The following is a 21243-nucleotide window of genomic DNA, read 5'->3' on the forward strand; positions in this document are numbered from 1 at the left end:
TTTTCGTTAGATTGTTCATTTAAATAAAAGAACAATGGATGTAATTTTTTTACAAGGCAGGACGACAATGAACGAGAAATATTCTGCGCTCAAAAGCAACGTAAGTATGCTAGGGCATTTATTGGGGAATACTATCCGTGATGCCCACGGAGACGAAATCCTCGAGAAAGTGGAAACAATTCGTAAGCTTTCTAAATCAGCCCGCGCAGGTAATCAATCAGACCGTGATAACCTGATTGAAGAAATTAAGAATCTACCCGACGAGCACCTAACGCCCGTCGCTCGAGCATTCAACCAATTTTTGAACCTCACCAACATCGCCGAGCAATACCATACAATCTCGCGCCACTGCGAATCTCACGTATGTGAACCCGATGCGATCAACAGCTTGTTTGCCAAACTACAACAAAATAAAGTCAGCAAGCTCGACGCCGCGCAAGCCGTCCGAGATTTAAATATTGAGCTCGTGCTTACCGCTCACCCGACGGAAATCACCCGTCGCACCATGATCAATAAGTTAGTCAAGATTAACGAGTGTTTGTCCAAGCTCGAGCTAAGCGATCTGGTGCCAAAAGAGCGCCAAAAAACCGAACGCCGCCTAGAGCAGCTTATCGCGCAAAGCTGGCACTCAGATGTCATCCGCAAACAGCGCCCAACGCCGCTTGATGAAGCGAAATGGGGCTTTGCTGTGGTTGAAAATTCACTCTGGGAAGCGGTGCCTGAATTCCTACGTGAGCTTAATGACAAGCTGACTGACTACCTTGATGAAGGCTTGCCAATCGATGCACGCCCGGTTCACTTCTCATCGTGGATGGGTGGCGACCGTGACGGTAACCCATTTGTGACTCACACCATCACTCGTGAAGTCCTATTGCTGTCGCGCTGGAAAGCGGCTGATCTTTACCTCAATGATATCAATGAGCTGATCAGCGAACTGTCGATGGTGAAGTGTAACGACGCCCTGCGTGAACTGGCTGGTGAAGATGAACACGAACCTTACCGTGCAGTGCTCAAGCAGATTCGCCAGATCCTGATGTCGACCAAAGAGATTCTTGATGCCAAAATTCATGGCCAAGAGCTCAGTGTTAAGGCGCCACTACGCAACATCAACCAGTTGTGGGAACCGCTTTACGCGTGTTACCAATCACTACACGAATGCGGTATGGGCGTGATTGCGGATGGTTCTCTGCTCGATACTCTACGCCGTGTTAAAGCCTTTGGTGTTCACCTCGTTCGCCTCGATATTCGCCAAGAAAGCACTCGCCATTCTGATGTTCTGTCTGAATTGACACGCTACTTAGGCCTTGGTGATTACGACCAGTGGAGCGAACAAGATAAAGTTGCGTTTTTAACCAATGAACTCAGCTCTAAGCGCCCGTTGCTGCCAAGAGACTGGGAGCCATCGGCGCCAGTCAAAGAGGTGCTTGATACTTGTCGTATCATCGCCGCGCAGCCTCGCGAAGCGTTTGGCGCTTATGTTATCTCCATGGCGCGTACCGCTTCTGATGTCTTAGCGGTTCATTTGTTGTTGCAAGAAGCGGGTTGCCCATATCGTATGGACGTCTGCCCACTGTTTGAAACCCTTGACGACTTAAACAACGCTGAAGCAGTTATCAAACAGTTGATGAACATTGACCTATATCGCGGCTTTATTCAAAACCACCAAATGGTCATGATCGGCTACTCTGATTCAGCCAAAGATGCTGGCGTCATGGCTGCAGGCTGGGCACAGTACAGCGCAATGGAAAAACTGGTTGCGGTTGCCGAAGCGGAAGGTGTTGAACTGACTCTATTCCACGGCCGCGGTGGTACCGTTGGTCGCGGCGGTGCGCCTGCTCATGCGGCGCTACTTTCTCAGCCACCAAAAAGCTTGAAGAGCGGTTTGCGTGTGACAGAACAAGGCGAGATGATTCGCTTTAAACTTGGCCTTCCAGAAGTTGCAGTTAACAGCTTTAACCTCTATGCCAGTGCCATCCTCGAAGCGAACCTACTTCCGCCTCCAGAGCCAAAACAAGATTGGCGCGACTTGATGGAAGTTCTCTCCAATGTCAGCTGCGAAGCATACCGCCACATCGTGCGTGGTGAACCGGATTTCGTTCCTTACTTCCGTCAAGCCACACCTGAATTGGAATTGGGCAAACTGCCACTGGGCTCTCGCCCTGCGAAACGTAACCCAAATGGTGGCGTGGAAAGCCTGCGCGCTATTCCATGGATCTTCTCTTGGAGCCAAAACCGCTTAGTCTTACCAGCATGGTTGGGAGCTGGTGAAGCGATTCAATATTCAATCGACAAAGGCCATCAAGCTTTGCTTGAAGAAATGTGCCGTGAATGGCCATTCTTCTCAACCCGTCTTGGCATGCTTGAGATGGTGTTCTCGAAATGTAACATCTCTATTTCACGCTACTATGATGAAAGACTGGCTGACCCTAAACTGTTGCCACTTGGCGAACGTTTACGTGAACAGCTACAAAAAGACATCAAAGCGGTGCTGAATGTCGAGAATAACGAAAACTTGATGCAAAGCGATCCGTGGGGTCTCGAATCGATTCGCTTACGGAATATCTATGTTGAACCATTGAATATGTTGCAAGCGGAGCTACTGTACCGAACACGTAAAACCGAGGTCGACTCACCTGAGCTTGAAGAAGCGTTGATGGTGACCATTGCAGGTATTGCTGCAGGTATGCGCAACACAGGTTAAGACGCTACATTTAGGGATGCCACCAAGGCATCCCTTTTTTTACCCACCAAACAAGCAGTATAATTCTCTAAAACCACTTCTTATAACATAATTAACAATATATTATTCTGATTCATATAAATAATGAGTCATTTATCATTTTTTTATAAATTTTCTGTATCTATTCTACCTAATGCTTATTATTTAGATATACTACTTATCTATAGCGAAATAGAACAACAATTACATTCGCTCCCTTCGAGCAAATTGCATCGATCACATCTAGGTGATAAACGGCTTTTCTGAGGTGACATCGCCAACTTTGTTGGCCACTATCCGAAACGAAACTGAATAAATGTGCCATAGAAGCACAACAGTGTTGTCGGTAGTGAGTTTGAAGTTTATTGGACTATTTGGATTGAAGACATGTCATTACCACACGTTATTCTAACGGTACTTAGCACTCGTGACGCAACCGGTTACGATATCACTAAAGAATTTTCTTCTACTATTGGTTATTTTTGGAAAGCAAGCCACCAGCAAGTTTATCGCGAGCTGAACAAAATGGCACAACACGAATTGGTTACCTGTGTACTTGAACCTCAAGAAGGTAAGCCGGATCGTAAAGTGTACTCAATTACTGACGCTGGACGTAAAGCCCTCGGTGAATGGTTTGAACAACCAACAGCTCATCCAACCGTTCGCGACGAATTTTCAGCGAAATTAATGGCATGCGCAGTGCAACCTTCTGAACTATTCCGAGTTCAACTCGCTGAGTTGATCGAAGAGTCGAAAAAGTTGATTGCTCACTATAAAGAGATCGAAGCGGCGTATTACCCAACCCCTTCAGTGCTTGATACGCAGCAGCGTTTAGAGCGTTTAACTCTGCGTCGCAACCTGTTTAGCCGTCAAGCATGGTTAGATTGGGCGCAAGAAACACTTGCAGAACTCAATGCACTTGCCAAGTAACATTGGGCACCATCGAATTCAAACAAAAAGGCGGTCTGATGACCGCCTTTTTTAATTTTGTGGTTTGAGATGACCGCTAGATACCATCGCCACCGATAAAGGTCTGCTTTTTACCATTGAATTGCTGGTCCATATCAAACGACGGTCGCTCTGAGACTGGGCGTCCAACAATTTTAGCTGGCACACCAGCAACAGTCGTATGAGGCGGAACGGGTTGCAACACCACAGAACAAGAGCCAATTTTAGCCCCTTCACCCACTTCGATATTACCCAGAATTTTCGCACCAGCGCCAATCATCACCCCTTCACGAATTTTAGGGTGTCGATCGCCGCACTCCTTACCGGTACCGCCTAAAGTCACATCCTGCAAAATCGACACATCATCTTCAACGATCGCCGTTTCACCAATAACAATACCAGTTGCGTGATCGAGCATGATGCCTCGACCAATCTTAGCGGCAGGGTGAATATCCACCTGGCACGCGACCGATATTTCATTTTGCAGATACGAAGCGAGAGCCAAACGCCCTTGTTTCCACAGCCAATTGGCAACACGGTAACCTTGTAGCGCGTGATAACCTTTGAGATAAAGCAGAGGCATAGAGTACATCGACACCGCAGGGTCGCGATTGACTGTTGCACAGATATCGCATGCCGCCGCTTCGGTAATGGTTGAATCTGCAGCAAACGCTTCTTCGATCACTTCACGAATGGCCATTGCCGGCATCGAAGGCGTATTCAATTTATTAGCAAGGATATAACTGAGCGCCGATGCCAAGCTATCATGCTTAATGATGGTGGCATGGTAAAAGCTCGCTAACATCGGCTCTTGTTCCGTCAGCTCGCGAGCTTCACGAACAATGGTTTGCCACACTTTCTGTTTTTGACAATGTTTCATCTTAATTCCTAGGAGGCCGTTCCTTAATCTCCAGTGACGCGATGTCAGCTACCTCGTTGAGGTTAAAACCAGAGGCACATACGTGCCTCTTCATGCCACTACTGACTTTCTGCCTTTTTATCACGAGCCAGAAGATCTTGGGCAGCCATTCTGGCATCTTTCCCTTGATACAACACCTGGTAGATTTGATCAACAATTGGCATCTCTACACCCATGCGTTGTGCCAGCATCCACACTTCTTTGGTATTACGATAGCCTTCAACCACCTGACCAATGTCTTGTTGCGCAGTATCGACATCTTTACCTTGGCCAAGAGCCAGACCAAAACGGCGGTTTCGCGACTGGTTATCGGTACAAGTGAGTACCAAATCACCAAGCCCTGCCATGCCCATAAAGGTTTCCGCTTGAGCGCCAAGTACGGTTCCCAAACGAGTCATCTCGGCCAAGCCGCGAGTGATGAGTGCCGTACGTGCATTGGCACCAAAGCCGATGCCATCAGAAATTCCAGCGCCAATAGCAATGACGTTTTTAACCGCGCCGCCAAGCTGCATACCGGTAAAATCACTGTTGGCATAAACACGAAACGTTTTGCTACAGTGAATTTTTTCTTGTAGGTCACGAACAAATTCATCATCAGGGGAAGCAACTGAAATCGCGGTAGGCATCCCAATCGCAAGCTCTTTAGCAAACGTTGGCCCTGATAGCACAGCCAGCGAATAACTATCCCCTAGCACATCATGAGCAACATCTTGTAGCAAGCGACCTGTTTCCGGCTCCAACCCTTTGGTTGCCCAGCACAGACGAGAATTCGGTTGCAGGTAAGGCTGCAAGCTTTTTAGCACTAAGCCAAATACATGACTTGGTACCACCACAAGCAAGTCACGGCTAGCGCAAACTGCTTGCTCTAAATTCGATTCAATGATCAAGGATTCAGGAAAACCGACACCAGGAAGAAACGCTTGGTTCTCTCGATCAGCTTGGAGACGAGCCATGTGCTCAGGTTCGTGTCCCCACAGCACGACGTTTGCACCGTTGCGCGCCAGAGAGATGGCCAACGAAGTGCCATAAGAGCCAGCGCCAATCACCGTCATAGCAATCTCTTTACCATAGGCATTATCTATTTTTGAGTTATTCATTATTCCGCCTGAAAATAAGAGTGAGCAGTCATTGTAAACAAAAAATGCACAACGCAGATCTGAAATTCAGGTGCTTTGTGCATTTTTTTCATTATTTTGGAGCCAAGCTCCGCAACGATTAAGCTTGCGCTTCGCCTTGAGCTGCTTGCTGTTGCAAGTAGTTCATAAATAGAGCGTCAAAGTTAACTGGTGCTAGGTTAAGTTGTGGGAACGTACCTTTCACCACTAGGCTTGAAATAGTTTCACGCGCATATGGGAACAGGATGTTTGGACAGAATGCACCTAGGCAGTGTGCCAATTGGCCTTGTTCCATGCTTTCTGCGGTGAAAATACCACCTTGTTGAACTTCACATAGGAAAGCGGTTTCTTCTTCGTTTTTAACGGTAACAGTCAAACGTAGAACCACTTCGTAAACGCCTTCACCAAGCTCACGGCTTTGAGTGTCTAGGTCAAGTTTAACATCTGGGTTCCAATCTTTTTGGAACATTTGTGGTGAGTTAGGCGCTTCAAAAGAGACATCTTTTAGAAAGATACGTTGAATTGCGAAGTTTTGTTGCGCTTCTTGTGGTGCTGCTTCAGCCATGTCTAGAATCCTTTATTTCAATACTTATTAGTCTCTGCTGAGACTACCCTGAGAAATGCGCTTGTGAAGACGTCAATCCAGTTTTTCGTCAACTTTCACATTTCTCAGACGCAAAGGCAGCATCGTGTGCCCTTGGCGAAAAAACCGATGGGAAATTATTTCTTCCCAGTAACCAACGGCAGGTTCGCTTCACTCCAAGCAACCAAACCATTTTTTAGCAGGTTTACATTTTCAAAGCCTGCTTTTGCCAACAGATTGGCACTCTCTTGAGCGGTTTGACCTGTTTTGCATACCACAATGATGGGGTCGGATTTATGGCTTTCAAGCCCAGCAAACTGACCATCTTTAATATCCGATGGTAAAATGTGAACTGCATCAGTGATGTGACCTTTGCGGTATTCATCCTTTGAGCGAATATCGACCACAACGCCGTTTTCACGGTTCATCAAGTGAGTTACCTGAGATGCACTGATCTCTTTATAAGCCGCGGTTGAAGATTTAAAAATGTTTACCACCAACGCGATAAACACCCCCACCCATACCAAAGAAAGAATCATATTCTGTTGGAAAAACTGTACGTACTCTTGCATATTCTTGCTCTTAACAGATGAAGGGAGGATTTTCCTCCCTAAAAAAAATTCAGACTGGAGTATAACTGGGATAAGTAATTGAGGCGAGTTTTGGCTTCAATGATTTGAGCCCGCGCGGCTCACTTTCTAAAAGCGAAACGAATCAGAACAATTGCAACGCCAAGCATGCCGCCAAGCAGCAACGACAATACACATATTAGAGCACGCTTTGGTCCGGCTTTTTCTTCTGGCACAACAGCGGGATCGACTGTTTTAAATGCATATTCCTCGCGCACTTCAGCCAGCATGAGTGATTTGGTCTGATCTTCGATCAACTGATAAAACACCGATTGCATGTCAACAATGTTAGTTTTTTCAAGTTGCTTATTCAGATAAGAGATGTTGGTTCGCGACTCATCAAGCGCATCTGCTTTAACTTTTTCATTAAGATCTTTAACTAACCATTCAACCCATTGCTGAGCAATATACGGAGAAAAATGCGTAACACTAACGGTCACTAAACCAGTATCTTTCGCTTCCGATACCGATAATATTTTAGAGAATGCCTTATAAGCTTCCCACTCCGTCGGCTTCAAAGATTTACCGTCTTTATCATTCAGCCAACGATTTGTTTGTTTATCGTAGAGGTCATCGTTATAAATCAATTGATTTGATTCTTTATCCCATTTTTTAGTCGCGACTAAAGAAACTAACAGATCATGCTTCTCAATAAATGCATTAATGAACTTCCGCGACTTCAATACAGCTAAATCTAAGGTTTTAGTGTCTGTCGAGCCATTGCTTAGAGACACACCGGCTAAAGAAGCGAGTCCTCCAAACTGACTCGCCATTGCAGCAAGGCCACCAGCTTGCTCTCCTTGCGCAGCAACTAGAGTCGCTGTTGCTTGATAGGTGTTAGGTTTAGATAAAGCGATAGCTACACCTAAACACGTCGCGATTAATGTACATACAATAATCGTTAATTTCCCCGTCCAAAGAGCATAAAAAAGCTCTTTTAAATCAATCTCATCATCGTTTTTATATAAAGGAATACTTTGAACCTGAGATAAAGATTGTTCATTTAAAAGTGAACTCATAATAAGCCTCAAAGCCGGCGCTTTTATTAGTTCCGGCACTATTTCTATAAATTATTTAATTGCGCTCCACGCAACGCCAATCTGATAAAGAATCTGGGTAGCCGACGTTAGAGAACTCAAACCATCGAGATAATCAGTGTCGATGGGTACGATGATAGTGTCACCAGGTTCGAGAGGTTTAGACTGCCGACTGAACCAGAAAGAATTATTAGGTAAATAAACTGAGCCATCCGCTCGAACGACATAAATGCGATCAATATCAGCCTGCTTTTTACTACCTCCAGCCTCAGAGATATAATCATCAACTGTCTTATTTGAGTCAAAAGTATGATTCGATGCGAATTGCACCTCACCCATCACACTGATAATTGGCTGTTTAGCTGGAATATAAAGCTTATCGCCTTTTTCCAGCATGATGTCTGAAGAGGTTTTACCCTCAAGAGCCAGAGGTAAATCGATAACCAATCGACCAATGGCCTCTGTCGATGAGAGTTGATCGGCAACAGCCATCGCCTCTGTAGGGCTCGAAGTGTAACTGGCGTTTGACGTTTGTCTTCTAAGCGCAAGACTGCCAATTTCTTGTTTCAAATGAACATTCAACAATTTCAGTCTTTCTTGCTCTTGGCGTTTCAAGCTATCGCGACTAAACACTGCGCCGTGAGGATAAGCAAACGAAGTTAATCCACCCGCGCGTCGAATCACATCACTAATTCGCTCTCCACGCTGGAATGTGTATGTTCCTGGGAATACGACCTCTCCTTGCAATTCAATCGTATTATCCTTTTGCCAATTCGGTTGAGTTTTTATGATAATACTATCTTGTGGAGATAAATCTAAAGTCTCACTACCAGATAGCACCTCCTGGGGTGAAAAATTCCGATGTGTGACTTCAAAGCTATTACTTGTTTTCTGATATCGGCTCAATTCCGCTTTATACATGTAAGCTTGCTCAGAAAATCCACCAACAGCGGCAATGACTTTAGAAAAATCAGCATTTTTTGGTAACGGGTAAACCCCTGGATACTTCACCGCACCTGTAACTTCAATCAGGCTCGCCGGCTCATGCAATGAAGATTGAGCTTTAATCCTGTCAATAATAGGGCGAAGTAATTCTTCACGGCTCGTTCTCTTAACCGTGTCTGAGTGTGAAGCACCATTCAAGTCCGCTTCATTTTTTTCTTTTGCGTCTTTGATAATTACCGCGCCCGTTTCGCCATCCACAGACTCAACTTTAGATTTAATCTGGTGAACATCAACTTTGACTCGCTCATTCTTTTTAGAACGGTACCAATAATCACTATCGACACCATTATCAAATACAAATATCTGGTCGTTCTCTTGTAGTGAGAGATTATCCTGTGATGAAGGGGATAGTATCGCTTGGCTTAGATTGAACTGAAGAACATTAATTTTTCCACTTAAAGAATTTTCTCGCACAACGAGAGCATAATTAAGATCGGCTGTCTCTTTCAAATCGCTGCGAAGACTTGTAATCACATCAGAAACTTTCATTCCAGCGTGATAAGTGTAAGTCCCTTGGCGAGCAACTTCCCCTCGAAGCGCAATTGCATGATTTAAGCGCTCGCTTACTTGAGGGACAATAACTTCATCGCCATTTTGTAATACGTAATTACGACCGTCACGTTTAGTCAAATCGACAGTGAATTGGCTCTTACCAGAAGTCGAGTAGCGAATAATACTGACTTTTGGCAAATAAGCCTTAGCCGTTGATCCACCCGCATAATTCAGTGCGTCTTCAAGTGTGGACGCACCTTTTAGCTCGTAATAAGCAGGGCGTGCAACTGCCCCCTCAATAGCAATAGTTTGTTTTTTAACTGGTATAAATAAGGTATCGCCAGACATTAGCCTAATATCTTGACTCGCATCACCATTGAGTAACAAATTGTACGCATCAAAATTACCGACTGACTTACCGTTTCTCTTTAAAACGATATGACGTAAGCTGCCACTTTCTTTGACCCCACCAGATGAAAGAATGAGCTGCGATAAAGTCGTAATTCCATTGACATTATAAGCACCTGGCTTCTTAACTTCTCCAGTAACAAATACCTGCATGGTTCTCATTGAACCCAAAGAAACCATTGTTTCTACACCAATGATTTTTTTACTGATCAAGCTTTTAATATATTGCTTTAACTCTTCAAATGTTTGACCCGCCACATACTCTGGACCAAACTCTGGAAATGTTATTTTTCCATCTCTATCAACCTTTAATTGATATTCTCTGTCTGTTTTGCCATAGAGAGTGACTCGTATTACATCTCCTGGTGCTATCACGTAGTCAAGGGGAATCGGCATATTATCAACTGCAGAAAAACTTTGCGCTTGACCATCAAAAAAATCGTACCCAAATGAAGGCAATCGAGTTTCTTCCTTACTTGTTTCTAAATTGCTCGAAACCTCTTTATTCTCAAGATTAGATACTCTTACAGGGGCATTGATCTCTTCATTTCCTTGACCACTCGTTTGAGCGTTCGCGGCTTGAACAGCATCCAAATCAACCCCAAGTTGACGCGCTAACGCTTCTTTCTGGGCTTGAGGTAAAGAGTTAAATTGTGTGATTTGCGTAGGTGTAAGGCTCGTTGCAAAACTAAGCTGTACAAACAATATGCACATTAAAATAGTCAGCCATTTAACCGTTAAAGTTTTATAATTTAACATCCATTAAAACCCTAAGTAGAAAACTAAAATCTAAATTCATATCGGGACCAAAAGCTCTGCTCGTACAGTGAAGAATAACTACTGCTGAGTTCAAGACGCCCGCTTAACAAAGGCAGCACATAACCTAAACGAGCCTTTTGCTCATTGTCATAAAGACCATGATATTGTTTAGACAAAATGATGCTTATCTGGTGGTCATTCCTAAGTTGAAGATAAGCGGAAATAGATAAACTATCCCGATACAACTGAGTTCCAGAATTTGAGCGTTTACATTTATTGCGAACACATTGTGCGCTAGTTTCGAATTGCTGGGACTCTAAAGCAAAACGTAACGAATTTCCTTGAAACGGGAAGTGGCCACTCCAACCTAAAATATGAGCATCAAAGCTATCGGTATTCTCAAAAGACGCAACTTCAGCATACACATTGTGAGAAAAAGGCACTTCTCCCCAATTTGGCAGTGTGACACGCATATCTACACTTATTTTTTGATGTTTTTCTTGATAATCATTCTTAAGAGTATCAAACCAAGAATATTGCGTTAATCCATACTCAAGCCAACTTGTTGGTTTGGACTGCAAACGATTTGACCAACGGTATTTGAATTCACTATCAACCGTATCAGCAAGTAAACTATTGAAGCTCCAATATCCAAGAATGCTGTTTTGACCAAAAAAATTGACATTCAAGCCGAGCTCCTCAGAGGAGGTATCTAAAACTAGGTTGTGATACCAAGTCGGCCCCCACCAACGAGCTAAATAACCCAAAGAAATAACTCCGCCGGCACCATTTAAAGCGATATAGCTGTTATCCCAATTTATGTCGTAATCATTTTGCTTGTACGATGCTTTACTAGAAACACGAAAAGCAAACTGATTGGAAGCATGTTCATAAGATACTTGGACTGACTTAGATTCGTCACTCTGCCAAGCATAAGAATTCGCCGAACACCGACTACAAGCAGAGACACTAAACAGCCGATTACCTCGGTTATATTGAGCGCTAGAACGCTGGTATAGCACATGTTCCCGCTCATAAATCAAAAAGGTATCATCTGAATTAAAAACCAGCTCACTGGTTGCAGACCAAGGCAATGGAAATACACTGACTGACGAATTCAGACTTCCAGCATCAGACAATGCAATAACATCAGAACGCAAAAATGGATCATCAGCCTCGATCCAAGGAGAAGCCATTATGTTTTGAGAACAAGAACATAATGAAATCAAGCCAACCAACTTATAAATATCGGTGACACAATTCATCACATCAATACTCTCTTAATTAACACTTTAGAACCAATTTCGAATGAAAAGTATAGTAAAATAAATGCTATTTCAATCAATAAATTGTTAATTCAAGAATATGATCATTACTATTATTAACTTAATAATTTATGTCTATTTTTGCTTTTACAATATTCAACTTGTGAAATAGAATTAATGAGGGCTATGGCAAGTGTCTTACCCAAAAAATTTATAAATGAAAGGGAATAAGCAATGAAAAATGTTTTTCTAGCGCTTTTGATGGTAGTTGGCGTTTCTTCAAACGCGTTTGCTGCTGGTGAAGAAACCGCAGCAGCGACCACAACTTCAACAACAAGCACTGCAGCAGGTGCAGGTGCAGCGACCACTACTGGTACTGCAGCTGGCGCAACCGCAGCAACAACTGCAGCAGTAGGTTCAGCAACCGTTGGTGCTGTAGCAGTAGGCGCAGCAGCAGTGGCAGCAGTCGCAGTAGCATCATCGTCAAATGACGGTACTACTGGTACTGACGGCACTATCTAATTAGCGCTGTCATTATAAATAATGAAGCATCCTTAGTTTTCTAAGGATGCTTTTTATGTGTAAAAATGGAATAACACATGAAGTTTATCTCCCTAAAAAACGCAGTATCTTTCTTAGTGAGCGTGTTATTAACAGGTTGCACGCAAAATTTTTCAGACACCAACGCCACAATTAAAGAAGCATTATTTGGCGCTAAAGATATAGAAATATCGGCGGACTATCTAAAAAATCTGCCATATGCCAGCAGTTATGTTCGAATAAATAATGGCCCACAAATTTTTATGGTTCTCGCATTCGCAGAGACCAACCCAGACACCAAACAGACTCAACTAAAGTGGCTATCAAGCGACAATGCCATGATCGTGACGGAAAACGGTCGAGTGGTAAAAACGCTCAATCTGCCCGAGTTTAATTTGGCTCAGCTCAGTCCAAAGTCCAGTTTATTTAATTTCCAGCAGCAGCACAGTGAATGGCAAGCAATCTACGATTGGCAGCCTAACTTCGACTTCGATCACCGCGCATTGATCAGCAGTCAAAAAATAGCATCACAACCTCTAGCTTCTGCACTTTGGAATAAAACCGTCGATGTCTGGCAAGAGCAGATTCAATTTCTCCACAGCAATACTCATATGACTAACCAATTCTGGACCGATAAGCATGGTCAAGTCATGAAATCTCAGCAGTGGTTAATTCCCAACAAACTGTATGTCGAACAAGAAATCTTAAAACCTTACTCAGAATAATCACAGGTGCCTTGGTTATGATTCGAATCATCACACTCGCGCTTGGCGCAGTGTTGTCATTTTCGATTTGGGCAAGTAGCCCACTGCAAATTGACTTAATCCAACAATCGTTAACATTGCAATATCCGCAGCCGGTGCGTCTCGATAAAGCACTCAGTGATATAGAAGCTAACAGCGACTCACATTCTATATATCGTTATGCGATCATGACCCAGTTCTTCAATCTGGATAAACAGTCGCTCGCAGACGACAAACAACAGCAGGTCATCGACGATCTACGAAGCTTAATCACCCGCTTTCCGGCGCAAAAATCTAATTTAATCTCTTTGGCCAATTTGGTCGCCAGCTGGCAGGTTGGTTATCGTGAAGCGGTTAATCTCGACCATGATATCGTGCGCCTTGATGCCGCGAAAAACCCGTTACTACACGGACACTTTAGCTTCGAAACCTTTGAACGCCCCAAAACGATTCATATCACTGGCTTAGTTTCATCCCCTTCTGATGCCACGATTTTACCCGGCTATATCGCCTCCCATTACCTTAATCACACTCTCAAACCTGAAGGCGCTAGTAAGAGTTTTGTCTGGGTTGTTTACCCAAACGGCGAAGCTAAACGAGTCGGATACGCATACTGGAACGATCAACATACGAGTTTGCCTCCAGGTTCGACGCTATTTGTAGGATTCGATGATCAAAGCCAGGAACTGGTTGATGTAGAACAGCGGATTGTTTCGCTGCTTGGATGGAGAAAAGGCAGTTAATGAAGACACAACGCGCAAGCACCTTAGCGGTATTAGTCATGATGTCGGCCGCTTCTCATGCAGATAATACGCCTTTTAAAGTTTCTCAATCCGATTTCGGTGGCACGGGCCTTATGCAGACGCCGAGCGGACGCATGGCCGAACCTGGCGAGTTCAACTTTGGCGCCACGATTAACGACGATTATTACCATTACATGGCATCCATTCAACTGATGGACTGGCTAGAAACCACCATTCGTTATACGCGTGTACCAAATGTAAAATACAACCAAGATTCCAGTTATAGTGGCGACAATATTTACACCGACAAGGGTGTCGATTTCAAAGCGCGCTTATTTAATGAAAGTTACTGGATGCCTGAGACGTCGATCGGGATTCGAGATATCGGCGGCACCGGGTTATTTGACGGTGAATACCTCGCGGCAACCAAACGTTTTGGCAACTTAGATCTTACCCTCGGTTTGGGCTGGGGATATCTGGGCCAAAGCGGCAACTTTACTAATCCACTGTGCCAATATCGCGACAGTTACTGCACTCGTCCAAGTGGCTACAAAGAGAATGGTGGCAGCATTGATTACGAACGCTGGTTTAAAGGCCCAAGCGCACTGTTTGGCGGTATAGAATATCAGACGCCATACGCACCGCTTAGACTTAAAGTCGAATATGAAGGCAACGATTACAGCCAAGACTTTCCGTATGTACGCGGCGCAAAATCAATGCCTCAGTCCACGCCTTGGAACTTCGGTATTAACTACCGAATCGGCGACTGGGGCGATGCCAAACTTAGCTACGAGCGCGGCAACACGTTGACACTTGGCTTTAATATTTATACCAATTTCAACCAAATGAAAGCGACTTGGCGTGATGACCCGAAACCTGTTGTCAGCTCAAACAGCCAACACAATGATTGGAATAATTTGACCGCACAAATTGCCAACAACGCGGGCTATCGTCAAAGCCGTTTGAGCCGTGATGGCGATACTCTAGTGCTTACTGCGGAAGCCAAAAAATACCGCGATCGTGATGAATCTCTTGAGCGTGCCGCAACACTGCTTAATAACCATGCCGATGCCTCAATAAAGCAATTCACCATTATTGAACAAAATAAAGGCATGAACCTAACGCAAACCAATATCGACCGTGCCGAATTTGTTGCTGCTGCCACTTATCAAAACATCGATAGTGACGTGAAACAGACCTTTAAACACGTCGAAGCTACACAACCATCCGGTCTTGCGCTGGCAAATAGTTATAAAAACTTTAGCTATGGTCTGGAACCTGTCCTTAGCCAAAGCGTTGGCGCACCAGAGACGTTTTACCTCTATGCTGTCGGTATCAACGCCCTTTCAAACTACTGGCTTAGCGACAGCCTAGAACTCAGTGGCTCCATCTATTTCAATTTGTTTGATAACTATGACAAGTTCAATTACGTTGAAAACTCACCCCATGTCCGTAACTACGCGGTGCCGCGCGTTCGAACCATGTTCCGCGCTTATGTCAGCGATAACCCGGTCAGACTTAACAACTTGCAACTGACTTGGTTTGAACGTCCAACGTCAAACATATATACCCAAATGTATGGCGGCTATTTAGAAACCATGTTCGCCGGAGTTGGCGGCGAAGCGCTGTATCGACCTGAAAATGCAAACTGGGCACTGGGTGTCGATGCTAACCTTGTCTCCCAGCGTGACCCAGATTCTTGGTTTGGCATCTATAGTGACGACTACTTCTATTATGACGAGTCCAGCTGTAGCGACGACACACCATCATGTCGCGCGTATGTTCTCAGCCAAGGCACAACAGGGCATGTAACAGGTTACTATCTACCGCAGTGGTCGATGCTAGAAAATACCTTGTTGAAAGTCAGCGTAGGTAAATTCCTCGGCGGCGACAACGGCGCGCGAATCGACTTCTCTAAGCAGTTTGATTCCGGTGTCATTATCGGCGCTTACGCAACACTTACCGATTTAACCGCCGATGAATATGGTGAAGGCAGCTACAACAAAGGCTTCTATATCTCTTTACCATTGGACATCATGACGGTCAAACCAAGTACTAATCGCGCAGCGATCAACTGGCAGCCGATCACCCGTGACGGCGGACAAATGCTGAATAAGAAATACAACTTGTATGACTTAACCGACCCTCGCTCCCCTTGGTCGCAGCGTCCCAACCAATTCCAGTAATTTGCGATAAAAAAACCACCTGCGTGCAGGTGGTTTTTGTTTTGTTAAACGAATCTTTGCGCTTAAGCGCGAGGAAACGGAAACGCCGTGACTTGATCAATATGGTCACATCCCAGCGCTAACATAATTAAGCGATCAATCCCCAGCGCTACTCCCGCGCATTCTGGTAAACCGGATTCCAAAGCAGCAATCAAATGGTAGTCGATAGGCTGCGCTTTTAGCCCCATTGCCACGCGTTTGTGGTTATCTTGTTCAAAACGCAGAAGCTGCTCTTTAGGATTATCCAGTTCATGAAAACCGTTGGCTAATTCAATGCCTTGGAAGTACACCTCAAAACGATCGGCAACCCTAGCATCTTCACGATTGATTTTGGCTAGCGCCGCTTGCGAGGCGGGAAAATCATACACAAACGCTGGCACCGACTGGCCAATTTTTGCTTCCACGCCAACGCTAAACAACAGCTGCAACAGCGTATCTCGGTCTTGCTCAGGCTCAGCAATATCGCTAAGTCCCAGTGAAGCCGCAACGCGTTTCAGCTCAGTCATCGAAGCTTCTAGCGGGCAGACGTTTAATTGACTCAAAAATGCTTGCTGATAGGTCATTCGCTCGGCAGCTGAGCAGCGCAGAACTTGTTGCAGCAATGCGTCCATTTCATCCATCAACTGATGGTGGTCAAACCCAACTCGGTACCACTCGAGCATAGTGAACTCTGGGTTGTGGTAGCGACCATTTTCTTCATTACGAAACGCCTTGCCGATCTGATAAATACAGCCGCTGCCGGCGGCTAAAAGTCGCTTCATATGAAATTCTGGGCTAGTCATCAAATGCAACGCACTGCCTTTGGCAAAGCCTGGGCCGACAAATTCGGTCTCAAAAGTATGCAGATGTACATCGGTTACAGTGGCGTGGCTCATGGCTGGTGTTTCCACCTCAAGCACACCTCTTGCAGCAAAAAAGGTTCGAATCGAACGAAGAATTTCAGCGCGCTGTTTTAGCTGTTCAACGCTCGCAGTAGGCTGCCAATCAATAGACATGAAAAACACTCAGAATTATCAAAAACGCGTTATTTTATCGCGCTGTAATTACACTGCCTAGCTTTTTAACTCGATACCTTTTGCATACGCTGTCAATATCATTGCTAACAGTAATATCGCTAGCGTGAAGTCTATCCGTGATGATTCTCACATAAGGAATAAAATATAATCCAATCTTTGCATTAGTCGAGCAAAAACCTAAATAAATCAATATATCTCAGCGCCCTCTCTCCTACACTAGCAGCATCACTTTTTAACTGTGATTGGCGATAAAAATAAGGTTGAACACAGTTCCAAAACCTAGCGAACTCGCCGTGGATACCCACAAGCTAAGGATAAAATTAGCTTCCAACACAATAATAAAATCACTGGAGGATAACTGTGCAAACGATCACCACAGATATCGCAGTCATCGGCGCTGGCGGCGCTGGTCTTCGCACTGCAATTGCAGCAGCTGAAGCAAACCCCGACTTAGAAATTGCCTTGATTTCCAAAGTCTACCCGATGCGTTCTCATACTGTCGCAGCCGAAGGGGGCTCTGCCGCAGTTATCAAAGAAGAAGACAGTTTAGACAATCACTTTAACGACACTGTTGGCGGTGGCGATTGGCTTTGTGAGCAGGACGTTGTTGAATATTTCGTTGAAAATTCCACTCGCGAAATGATTCAAATGGAGCAATGGGGCTGCCCTTGGAGCCGCAAAGAAAACGGCGAAGTTAACGTGCGCCGCTTTGGTGGCATGAAAGTAGAACGCACTTGGTTTGCGGCGGATAAAACCGGCTTTCACATGCTGCATACCCTGTTCCAAACCTCAATGAAATACAGCAATATCAAACGCTTTGATGAATACTTTGTACTCGACTTACTGGTTGTCGACGAACAAGTTCAAGGCTTGATTGCGATTCATATGTCGGAAGGTGAGCTGGTTACCATCAAAGCCAAATCTGTGGTTCTCGCCACTGGCGGTGCTGGACGCGTTTACCACTGCAATACTAACGGCGGTATTGTAACGGGCGATGGCATGGCGATGGCGTATCGTCATGGTGTTCCGCTACGTGATATGGAGTTCGTCCAATATCACCCAACAGGCCTGCCAGGCACAGGGATTTTGATGACGGAAGGTTGCCGCGGCGAAGGTGGCATCATAGTCAATAAAGACGGTTATCGTTACCTGCAAGACTACGGCATGGGCCCAGAAACGCCAGTAGGCCAACCGAAAAACAAATACATGGAACTGGGTCCTCGCGACAAAGTTTCCCAAGCGTTCTGGCACGAGCAACAAAAAGGCAACACCATCAAGCATCCGCTTGGCGATGTCGTTCATCTTGACCTGCGTCATCTTGGCGAAGAGTACTTGCAAGAGCGCTTACCGTTTATCTGTGAGCTAGCCAAAGCGTACGTCAACGTCGACCCAGCCAAAGAGCCGATTCCAATTCGTCCAACCGTGCACTACACCATGGGCGGTATCGAAACCAACAAAGAGTGTGAAACGCGCATCAAAGGCCTATTTGCGGTCGGTGAATGTGCCTCGGTCGGCCTGCACGGCGCTAACCGTTTAGGCTCGAATTCTTTGGCTGAATTTGTGGTATTTGGCCGCGTTGCCGGTGAACACGCGGTGCAGCGCGCTGCTGAGTTTGGCGGTTGGAACGACGCTGAGATTGCCAAACAAGTGCAAGCGGTTGAAGCGCGCATTCAAGCGCTGCTTAGCCAGCAAGGTGATGAAAACTGGGCCGATATTCGTACTGAAATGGGCCACACCATGGAAGCTGGTTGCGGTATCTATCGTGAAGAGCATTTGATGCAGCAAACCATCGATAAAATCACTGAGCTTAAAGCACGTTACAAAAACATCGCCATCAAAGACAAAGGCAAAGTGTTCAACACTGACCTATTGTATGCGATTGAAGTCGGTTATGGCTTGGAAGTTGCGGAAGCCATGGTGCATTCAGCGATTTTACGTAAAGAATCGCGCGGCGCTCACCAACGCCTTGACGACAACTGCACCGAACGTGATGACGTGAATTTCCTCAAACACTCACTCGCGTTTTATCAACCGGATGCTGCGCCAACCATCGACTACAGCGATGTCACCATCACTAAGTCACAACCTAAAGCGCGTCTGTACGGTGAAGCAGCAGAACAAGCAGCGGCAGCCGAAGCGGCCCAAGACAATTCAGAGGAGCAAGCTTAATGTCTACGAATCGAGTACAAAAGGTCGACATTCTGCGTTACGACCCTGAAAAAGATGCAGAACCTCATTTGCAAACCTTTGATGTTCCGTGTGACGACACTATGTCTGTGCTCGACGCGCTGGGTTACATCAAAGACAACCTCGATAAAGACCTGTCTTATCGCTGGTCATGCCGAATGGCGATTTGTGGCTCATGCGGCATGATGGTCAATGGTGTGCCAAAACTGGCGTGTAAGAGCTTTTTGCGCGATTACCCAAATGGGGTCAAAATCGAGCCGTTGGCTAACTTCCCAATCGAGAAAGATTTGATCGTCGATATGACGCCATTTATCGAGCGTCTTGAAGCGATTAAGCCTTACATCATTGGCAACGACCGTAAACCAGAAGATGGCACAAACTTGCAAACACCAGAGCAGATGGCGCGCTATAAACAGTTCGCAGCCTGCATCAACTGTGGTTTATGTTATGCCGCGTGTCCGCAATTTGGCCTGAACCCTGAGTTTATCGGTCCAGCGGCGCTGACGCTGGCGCACCGTTATAACCTTGATAGCCGCGATCATGGTCAAGCTGAGCGTATGGCACTTATCAACGGCAAAAATGGCGCATGGGGTTGTACTTTTGTCGGTTACTGCTCTGAAGTGTGTCCAAAACACGTTGACCCAGCAGCGGCAGTAAACCAAGGTAAAGTGGCGTCTTCAATGGACTTCGTCATTGCGATGTTTAAGCCTGACGGCGAATCAACCCACAAGGAGGCGTAGGATGAGTAACCGTAAACCTTATGTTCGCGAAGTAAAACGAACTTGGTGGAAAGACCATCCTTTTTATCGTTTCTACATGCTTCGTGAAGCGACGGTGCTGCCGTTAATTCTGTTCACTCTGTTTTTGACTATCGGTTTAGGCGCCTTAGTTAAAGGTCCTGAGTCGTGGAATACTTGGCTCAATTTTATGGCCAACCCGATCGTCATTGCGATCAACATCGTTGCGCTGCTTGGCAGCCTGCTGCATGCCAAAACCTTCTTTAGCATGATGCCGCAAGTGATGCCAATGCGCCTTAACGGTAAGCCGATCGACGCAAAAGTCGTGGTGCTTGCACAATGGGCCGCTGTGGCATTTATTTCCCTCGTTGTTTTGATCATTGTTTAAGGAGAAGCGCGATGAGCAGCAAAAATTATCACGTTGATCGCACCCCGGCGCGCTCTGACGAACCGATTTGGTGGAGCCTGTTTGGCGCTGGCGGCACTTGGTTTGCCATGCTAACCCCAGTGACGGTGCTGGTGCTCGGCATCCTCGTGCCACTTGGCATCATCGACAGCGATGCACTGAGCTTTGAGCGTGTCCACCGCTTCGCCACCAGCATTATTGGCGCGTTATTTATTATCGCCACATTAGCGCTGCCAATGTGGCATGCCATGCACCGTGTCCATCACGGTATGCACGATTTAAAATTCCACACTGGCGCTGCAGGCAAAGTGGCTTGCTACGCTATCGCGGGCGGCGTTACCTTGCTTGCCATAGTGTTTATCATCATGCTGTAAGTTTTATTGTCATGCTGAAAGACAGTGAATAGTAAAAATCCGCCTTCTTAGAAGGCGGCTTTGGTTTACAGCCCCCTAAAAGGGGGCATTCCTTCGCTGTTAGTTCATTTTCAACTCTAACTGTGCCTCATATTCTTGATCTTTCTTGTCTTGATGCCTGACATACCGCCTGATGATCTCTTCATTTACACCGACTGTGTCAACAAAGTACCCTCTCGCCCAAAAATGATTACCCCATAATTTCTTTCTAATATGCGGGAATTTATTAAACAATCGGATAGCTGAACGCCCTTTCAATATCCCCATTAAAGTCGATATCGATACTTTCGGTGGGACTATCACAACCAAGTGAACGTGATCTGGCTGAATATTTAATTCCAAGACTTCACAATC

Annotated in this window: 19 protein-coding genes; 10 read left to right on the plus strand and 9 right to left on the minus strand. The window is 45.4% G+C overall.

From position 1 onward, the window contains the following. Nucleotides 1-67 precede the first annotated feature (67 nt). Together ppc and BLS03_RS12355 are read left to right on the plus strand one after the other, a co-directional pair. Nucleotides 68-2701, plus strand: a complete 2634-nt coding sequence (gene ppc / locus BLS03_RS12350) for a phosphoenolpyruvate carboxylase (RefSeq protein WP_093274230.1) — start codon at nt 68-70, stop codon at nt 2699-2701. A 405-nt stretch (nt 2702-3106) separates the two neighbouring features. Then, a complete protein-coding gene (locus BLS03_RS12355; RefSeq protein WP_093274232.1) occupies nt 3107-3649 on the plus strand; it encodes a PadR family transcriptional regulator in 543 nt (180 codons plus the stop codon). Nucleotides 3650-3725: 76 nt separating this feature from the next. Here BLS03_RS12355 and cysE read toward each other — a convergent pair whose 3' ends face one another. The 7 genes from cysE to BLS03_RS12390 form a co-directional block, all read right to left on the minus strand. Further along, nucleotides 3726-4547: a serine O-acetyltransferase gene (gene cysE, locus BLS03_RS12360; protein ID WP_093274235.1), complete on the minus strand. Its 822-nt coding sequence runs from the start codon at nt 4545-4547 to the stop codon at nt 3726-3728. Between the two features lie 98 nt (nt 4548-4645). Then, nucleotides 4646-5683 carry an NAD(P)H-dependent glycerol-3-phosphate dehydrogenase gene (gene gpsA / locus BLS03_RS12365; RefSeq protein WP_093274237.1) on the minus strand — a complete coding sequence of 346 codons (1038 nt, stop codon included), beginning with the start codon at nt 5681-5683 and terminating at the stop codon, nt 4646-4648. A 118-nt stretch (nt 5684-5801) separates the two neighbouring features. Then, nucleotides 5802-6266, minus strand: coding sequence for a protein-export chaperone SecB (secB, locus tag BLS03_RS12370; protein ID WP_093274240.1), 465 nt, complete (start codon nt 6264-6266; stop codon nt 5802-5804). A 155-nt stretch (nt 6267-6421) separates the two neighbouring features. Beyond that, nucleotides 6422-6856 carry a rhodanese-like domain-containing protein gene (locus BLS03_RS12375; RefSeq protein WP_093274242.1) on the minus strand — a complete coding sequence of 145 codons (435 nt, stop codon included), beginning with the start codon at nt 6854-6856 and terminating at the stop codon, nt 6422-6424. 119 nt (nt 6857-6975) lie between these two features. Beyond that, the gene (locus tag BLS03_RS12380; RefSeq protein WP_176765587.1) at nt 6976-7932 is read right to left on the minus strand and encodes a Wzz/FepE/Etk N-terminal domain-containing protein; all 957 of its coding nucleotides are present in this window, start codon (nt 7930-7932) and stop codon (nt 6976-6978) included. 51 nt (nt 7933-7983) lie between these two features. Continuing rightward, nucleotides 7984-10614 (minus strand): SLBB domain-containing protein, encoded by a 2631-nt coding sequence (locus tag BLS03_RS12385; protein ID WP_093274244.1) that lies wholly within the window; start codon nt 10612-10614, stop codon nt 7984-7986. A 23-nt stretch (nt 10615-10637) separates the two neighbouring features. Further along, on the minus strand, nt 10638-11879 hold the full coding sequence (locus BLS03_RS12390) for a capsule assembly Wzi family protein (RefSeq protein ID WP_093274245.1): 1242 nt from the start codon (nt 11877-11879) through the stop codon (nt 10638-10640). Between the two features lie 234 nt (nt 11880-12113). Between BLS03_RS12390 and BLS03_RS12395 the strand changes: the two genes are divergently transcribed. The 4 genes from BLS03_RS12395 to BLS03_RS12410 all read left to right on the plus strand — a co-directional run bounded on the left by BLS03_RS12395 (nt 12114) and on the right by BLS03_RS12410 (nt 16091). Further along, nucleotides 12114-12401: a hypothetical protein gene (locus BLS03_RS12395; RefSeq protein ID WP_093274248.1), complete on the plus strand. Its 288-nt coding sequence runs from the start codon at nt 12114-12116 to the stop codon at nt 12399-12401. Nucleotides 12402-12478: 77 nt separating this feature from the next. Beyond that, nucleotides 12479-13144 (plus strand): YjbF family lipoprotein, encoded by a 666-nt coding sequence (locus BLS03_RS12400; RefSeq protein WP_093274250.1) that lies wholly within the window; start codon nt 12479-12481, stop codon nt 13142-13144. 17 nt (nt 13145-13161) lie between these two features. Next, nucleotides 13162-13905 (plus strand): capsule biosynthesis GfcC family protein, encoded by a 744-nt coding sequence (locus BLS03_RS12405; protein ID WP_093274252.1) that lies wholly within the window; start codon nt 13162-13164, stop codon nt 13903-13905. Further along, complete coding sequence (locus BLS03_RS12410) at nt 13905-16091, plus strand: YjbH domain-containing protein (RefSeq protein WP_093274254.1); 2187 nt, start codon at nt 13905-13907, stop codon at nt 16089-16091. The genes BLS03_RS12405 and BLS03_RS12410 overlap by 1 nt, the downstream gene beginning before the upstream one ends. Before the next feature lie 62 nt (nt 16092-16153). On the opposite strand, the gene epmA is transcribed toward BLS03_RS12410, so the two are convergent. After that, nucleotides 16154-17125 carry an elongation factor P--(R)-beta-lysine ligase gene (epmA, locus tag BLS03_RS12415; RefSeq protein WP_093274257.1) on the minus strand — a complete coding sequence of 324 codons (972 nt, stop codon included), beginning with the start codon at nt 17123-17125 and terminating at the stop codon, nt 16154-16156. Between the two features lie 381 nt (nt 17126-17506). On the opposite strand from epmA, the gene frdA reads away from it, so the two are divergent. Genes frdA through frdD form a run of 4 tightly spaced genes read left to right on the plus strand, consistent with a single transcriptional unit; the run spans nt 17507 to nt 20850 of the window. Further along, nucleotides 17507-19315: a fumarate reductase (quinol) flavoprotein subunit gene (frdA, locus tag BLS03_RS12420; protein ID WP_093274259.1), complete on the plus strand. Its 1809-nt coding sequence runs from the start codon at nt 17507-17509 to the stop codon at nt 19313-19315. Continuing rightward, nucleotides 19315-20073: a succinate dehydrogenase/fumarate reductase iron-sulfur subunit gene (locus tag BLS03_RS12425; RefSeq protein WP_093274261.1), complete on the plus strand. Its 759-nt coding sequence runs from the start codon at nt 19315-19317 to the stop codon at nt 20071-20073. Before frdA ends, BLS03_RS12425 begins: the two co-directional genes overlap by 1 nt. Before the next feature lies 1 nt (nt 20074). Beyond that, on the plus strand, nt 20075-20458 hold the full coding sequence (gene frdC / locus BLS03_RS12430) for a fumarate reductase subunit FrdC (RefSeq protein ID WP_093274263.1): 384 nt from the start codon (nt 20075-20077) through the stop codon (nt 20456-20458). An 11-nt stretch (nt 20459-20469) separates the two neighbouring features. After that, complete coding sequence (gene frdD / locus BLS03_RS12435) at nt 20470-20850, plus strand: fumarate reductase subunit FrdD (protein ID WP_093274264.1); 381 nt, start codon at nt 20470-20472, stop codon at nt 20848-20850. Nucleotides 20851-20949: 99 nt separating this feature from the next. Here the strand turns inward: frdD and tnpA are convergent. Next, nucleotides 20950-21243 (minus strand): IS200/IS605 family transposase (gene tnpA / locus BLS03_RS12440; protein WP_143015625.1); only part of this gene is annotated, 294 nt, incomplete at its 5' end.

This window comes from Vibrio xiamenensis, assembly GCF_900100015.1.
GTDB lineage: Bacteria > Pseudomonadota > Gammaproteobacteria > Enterobacterales > Vibrionaceae > Vibrio > Vibrio xiamenensis.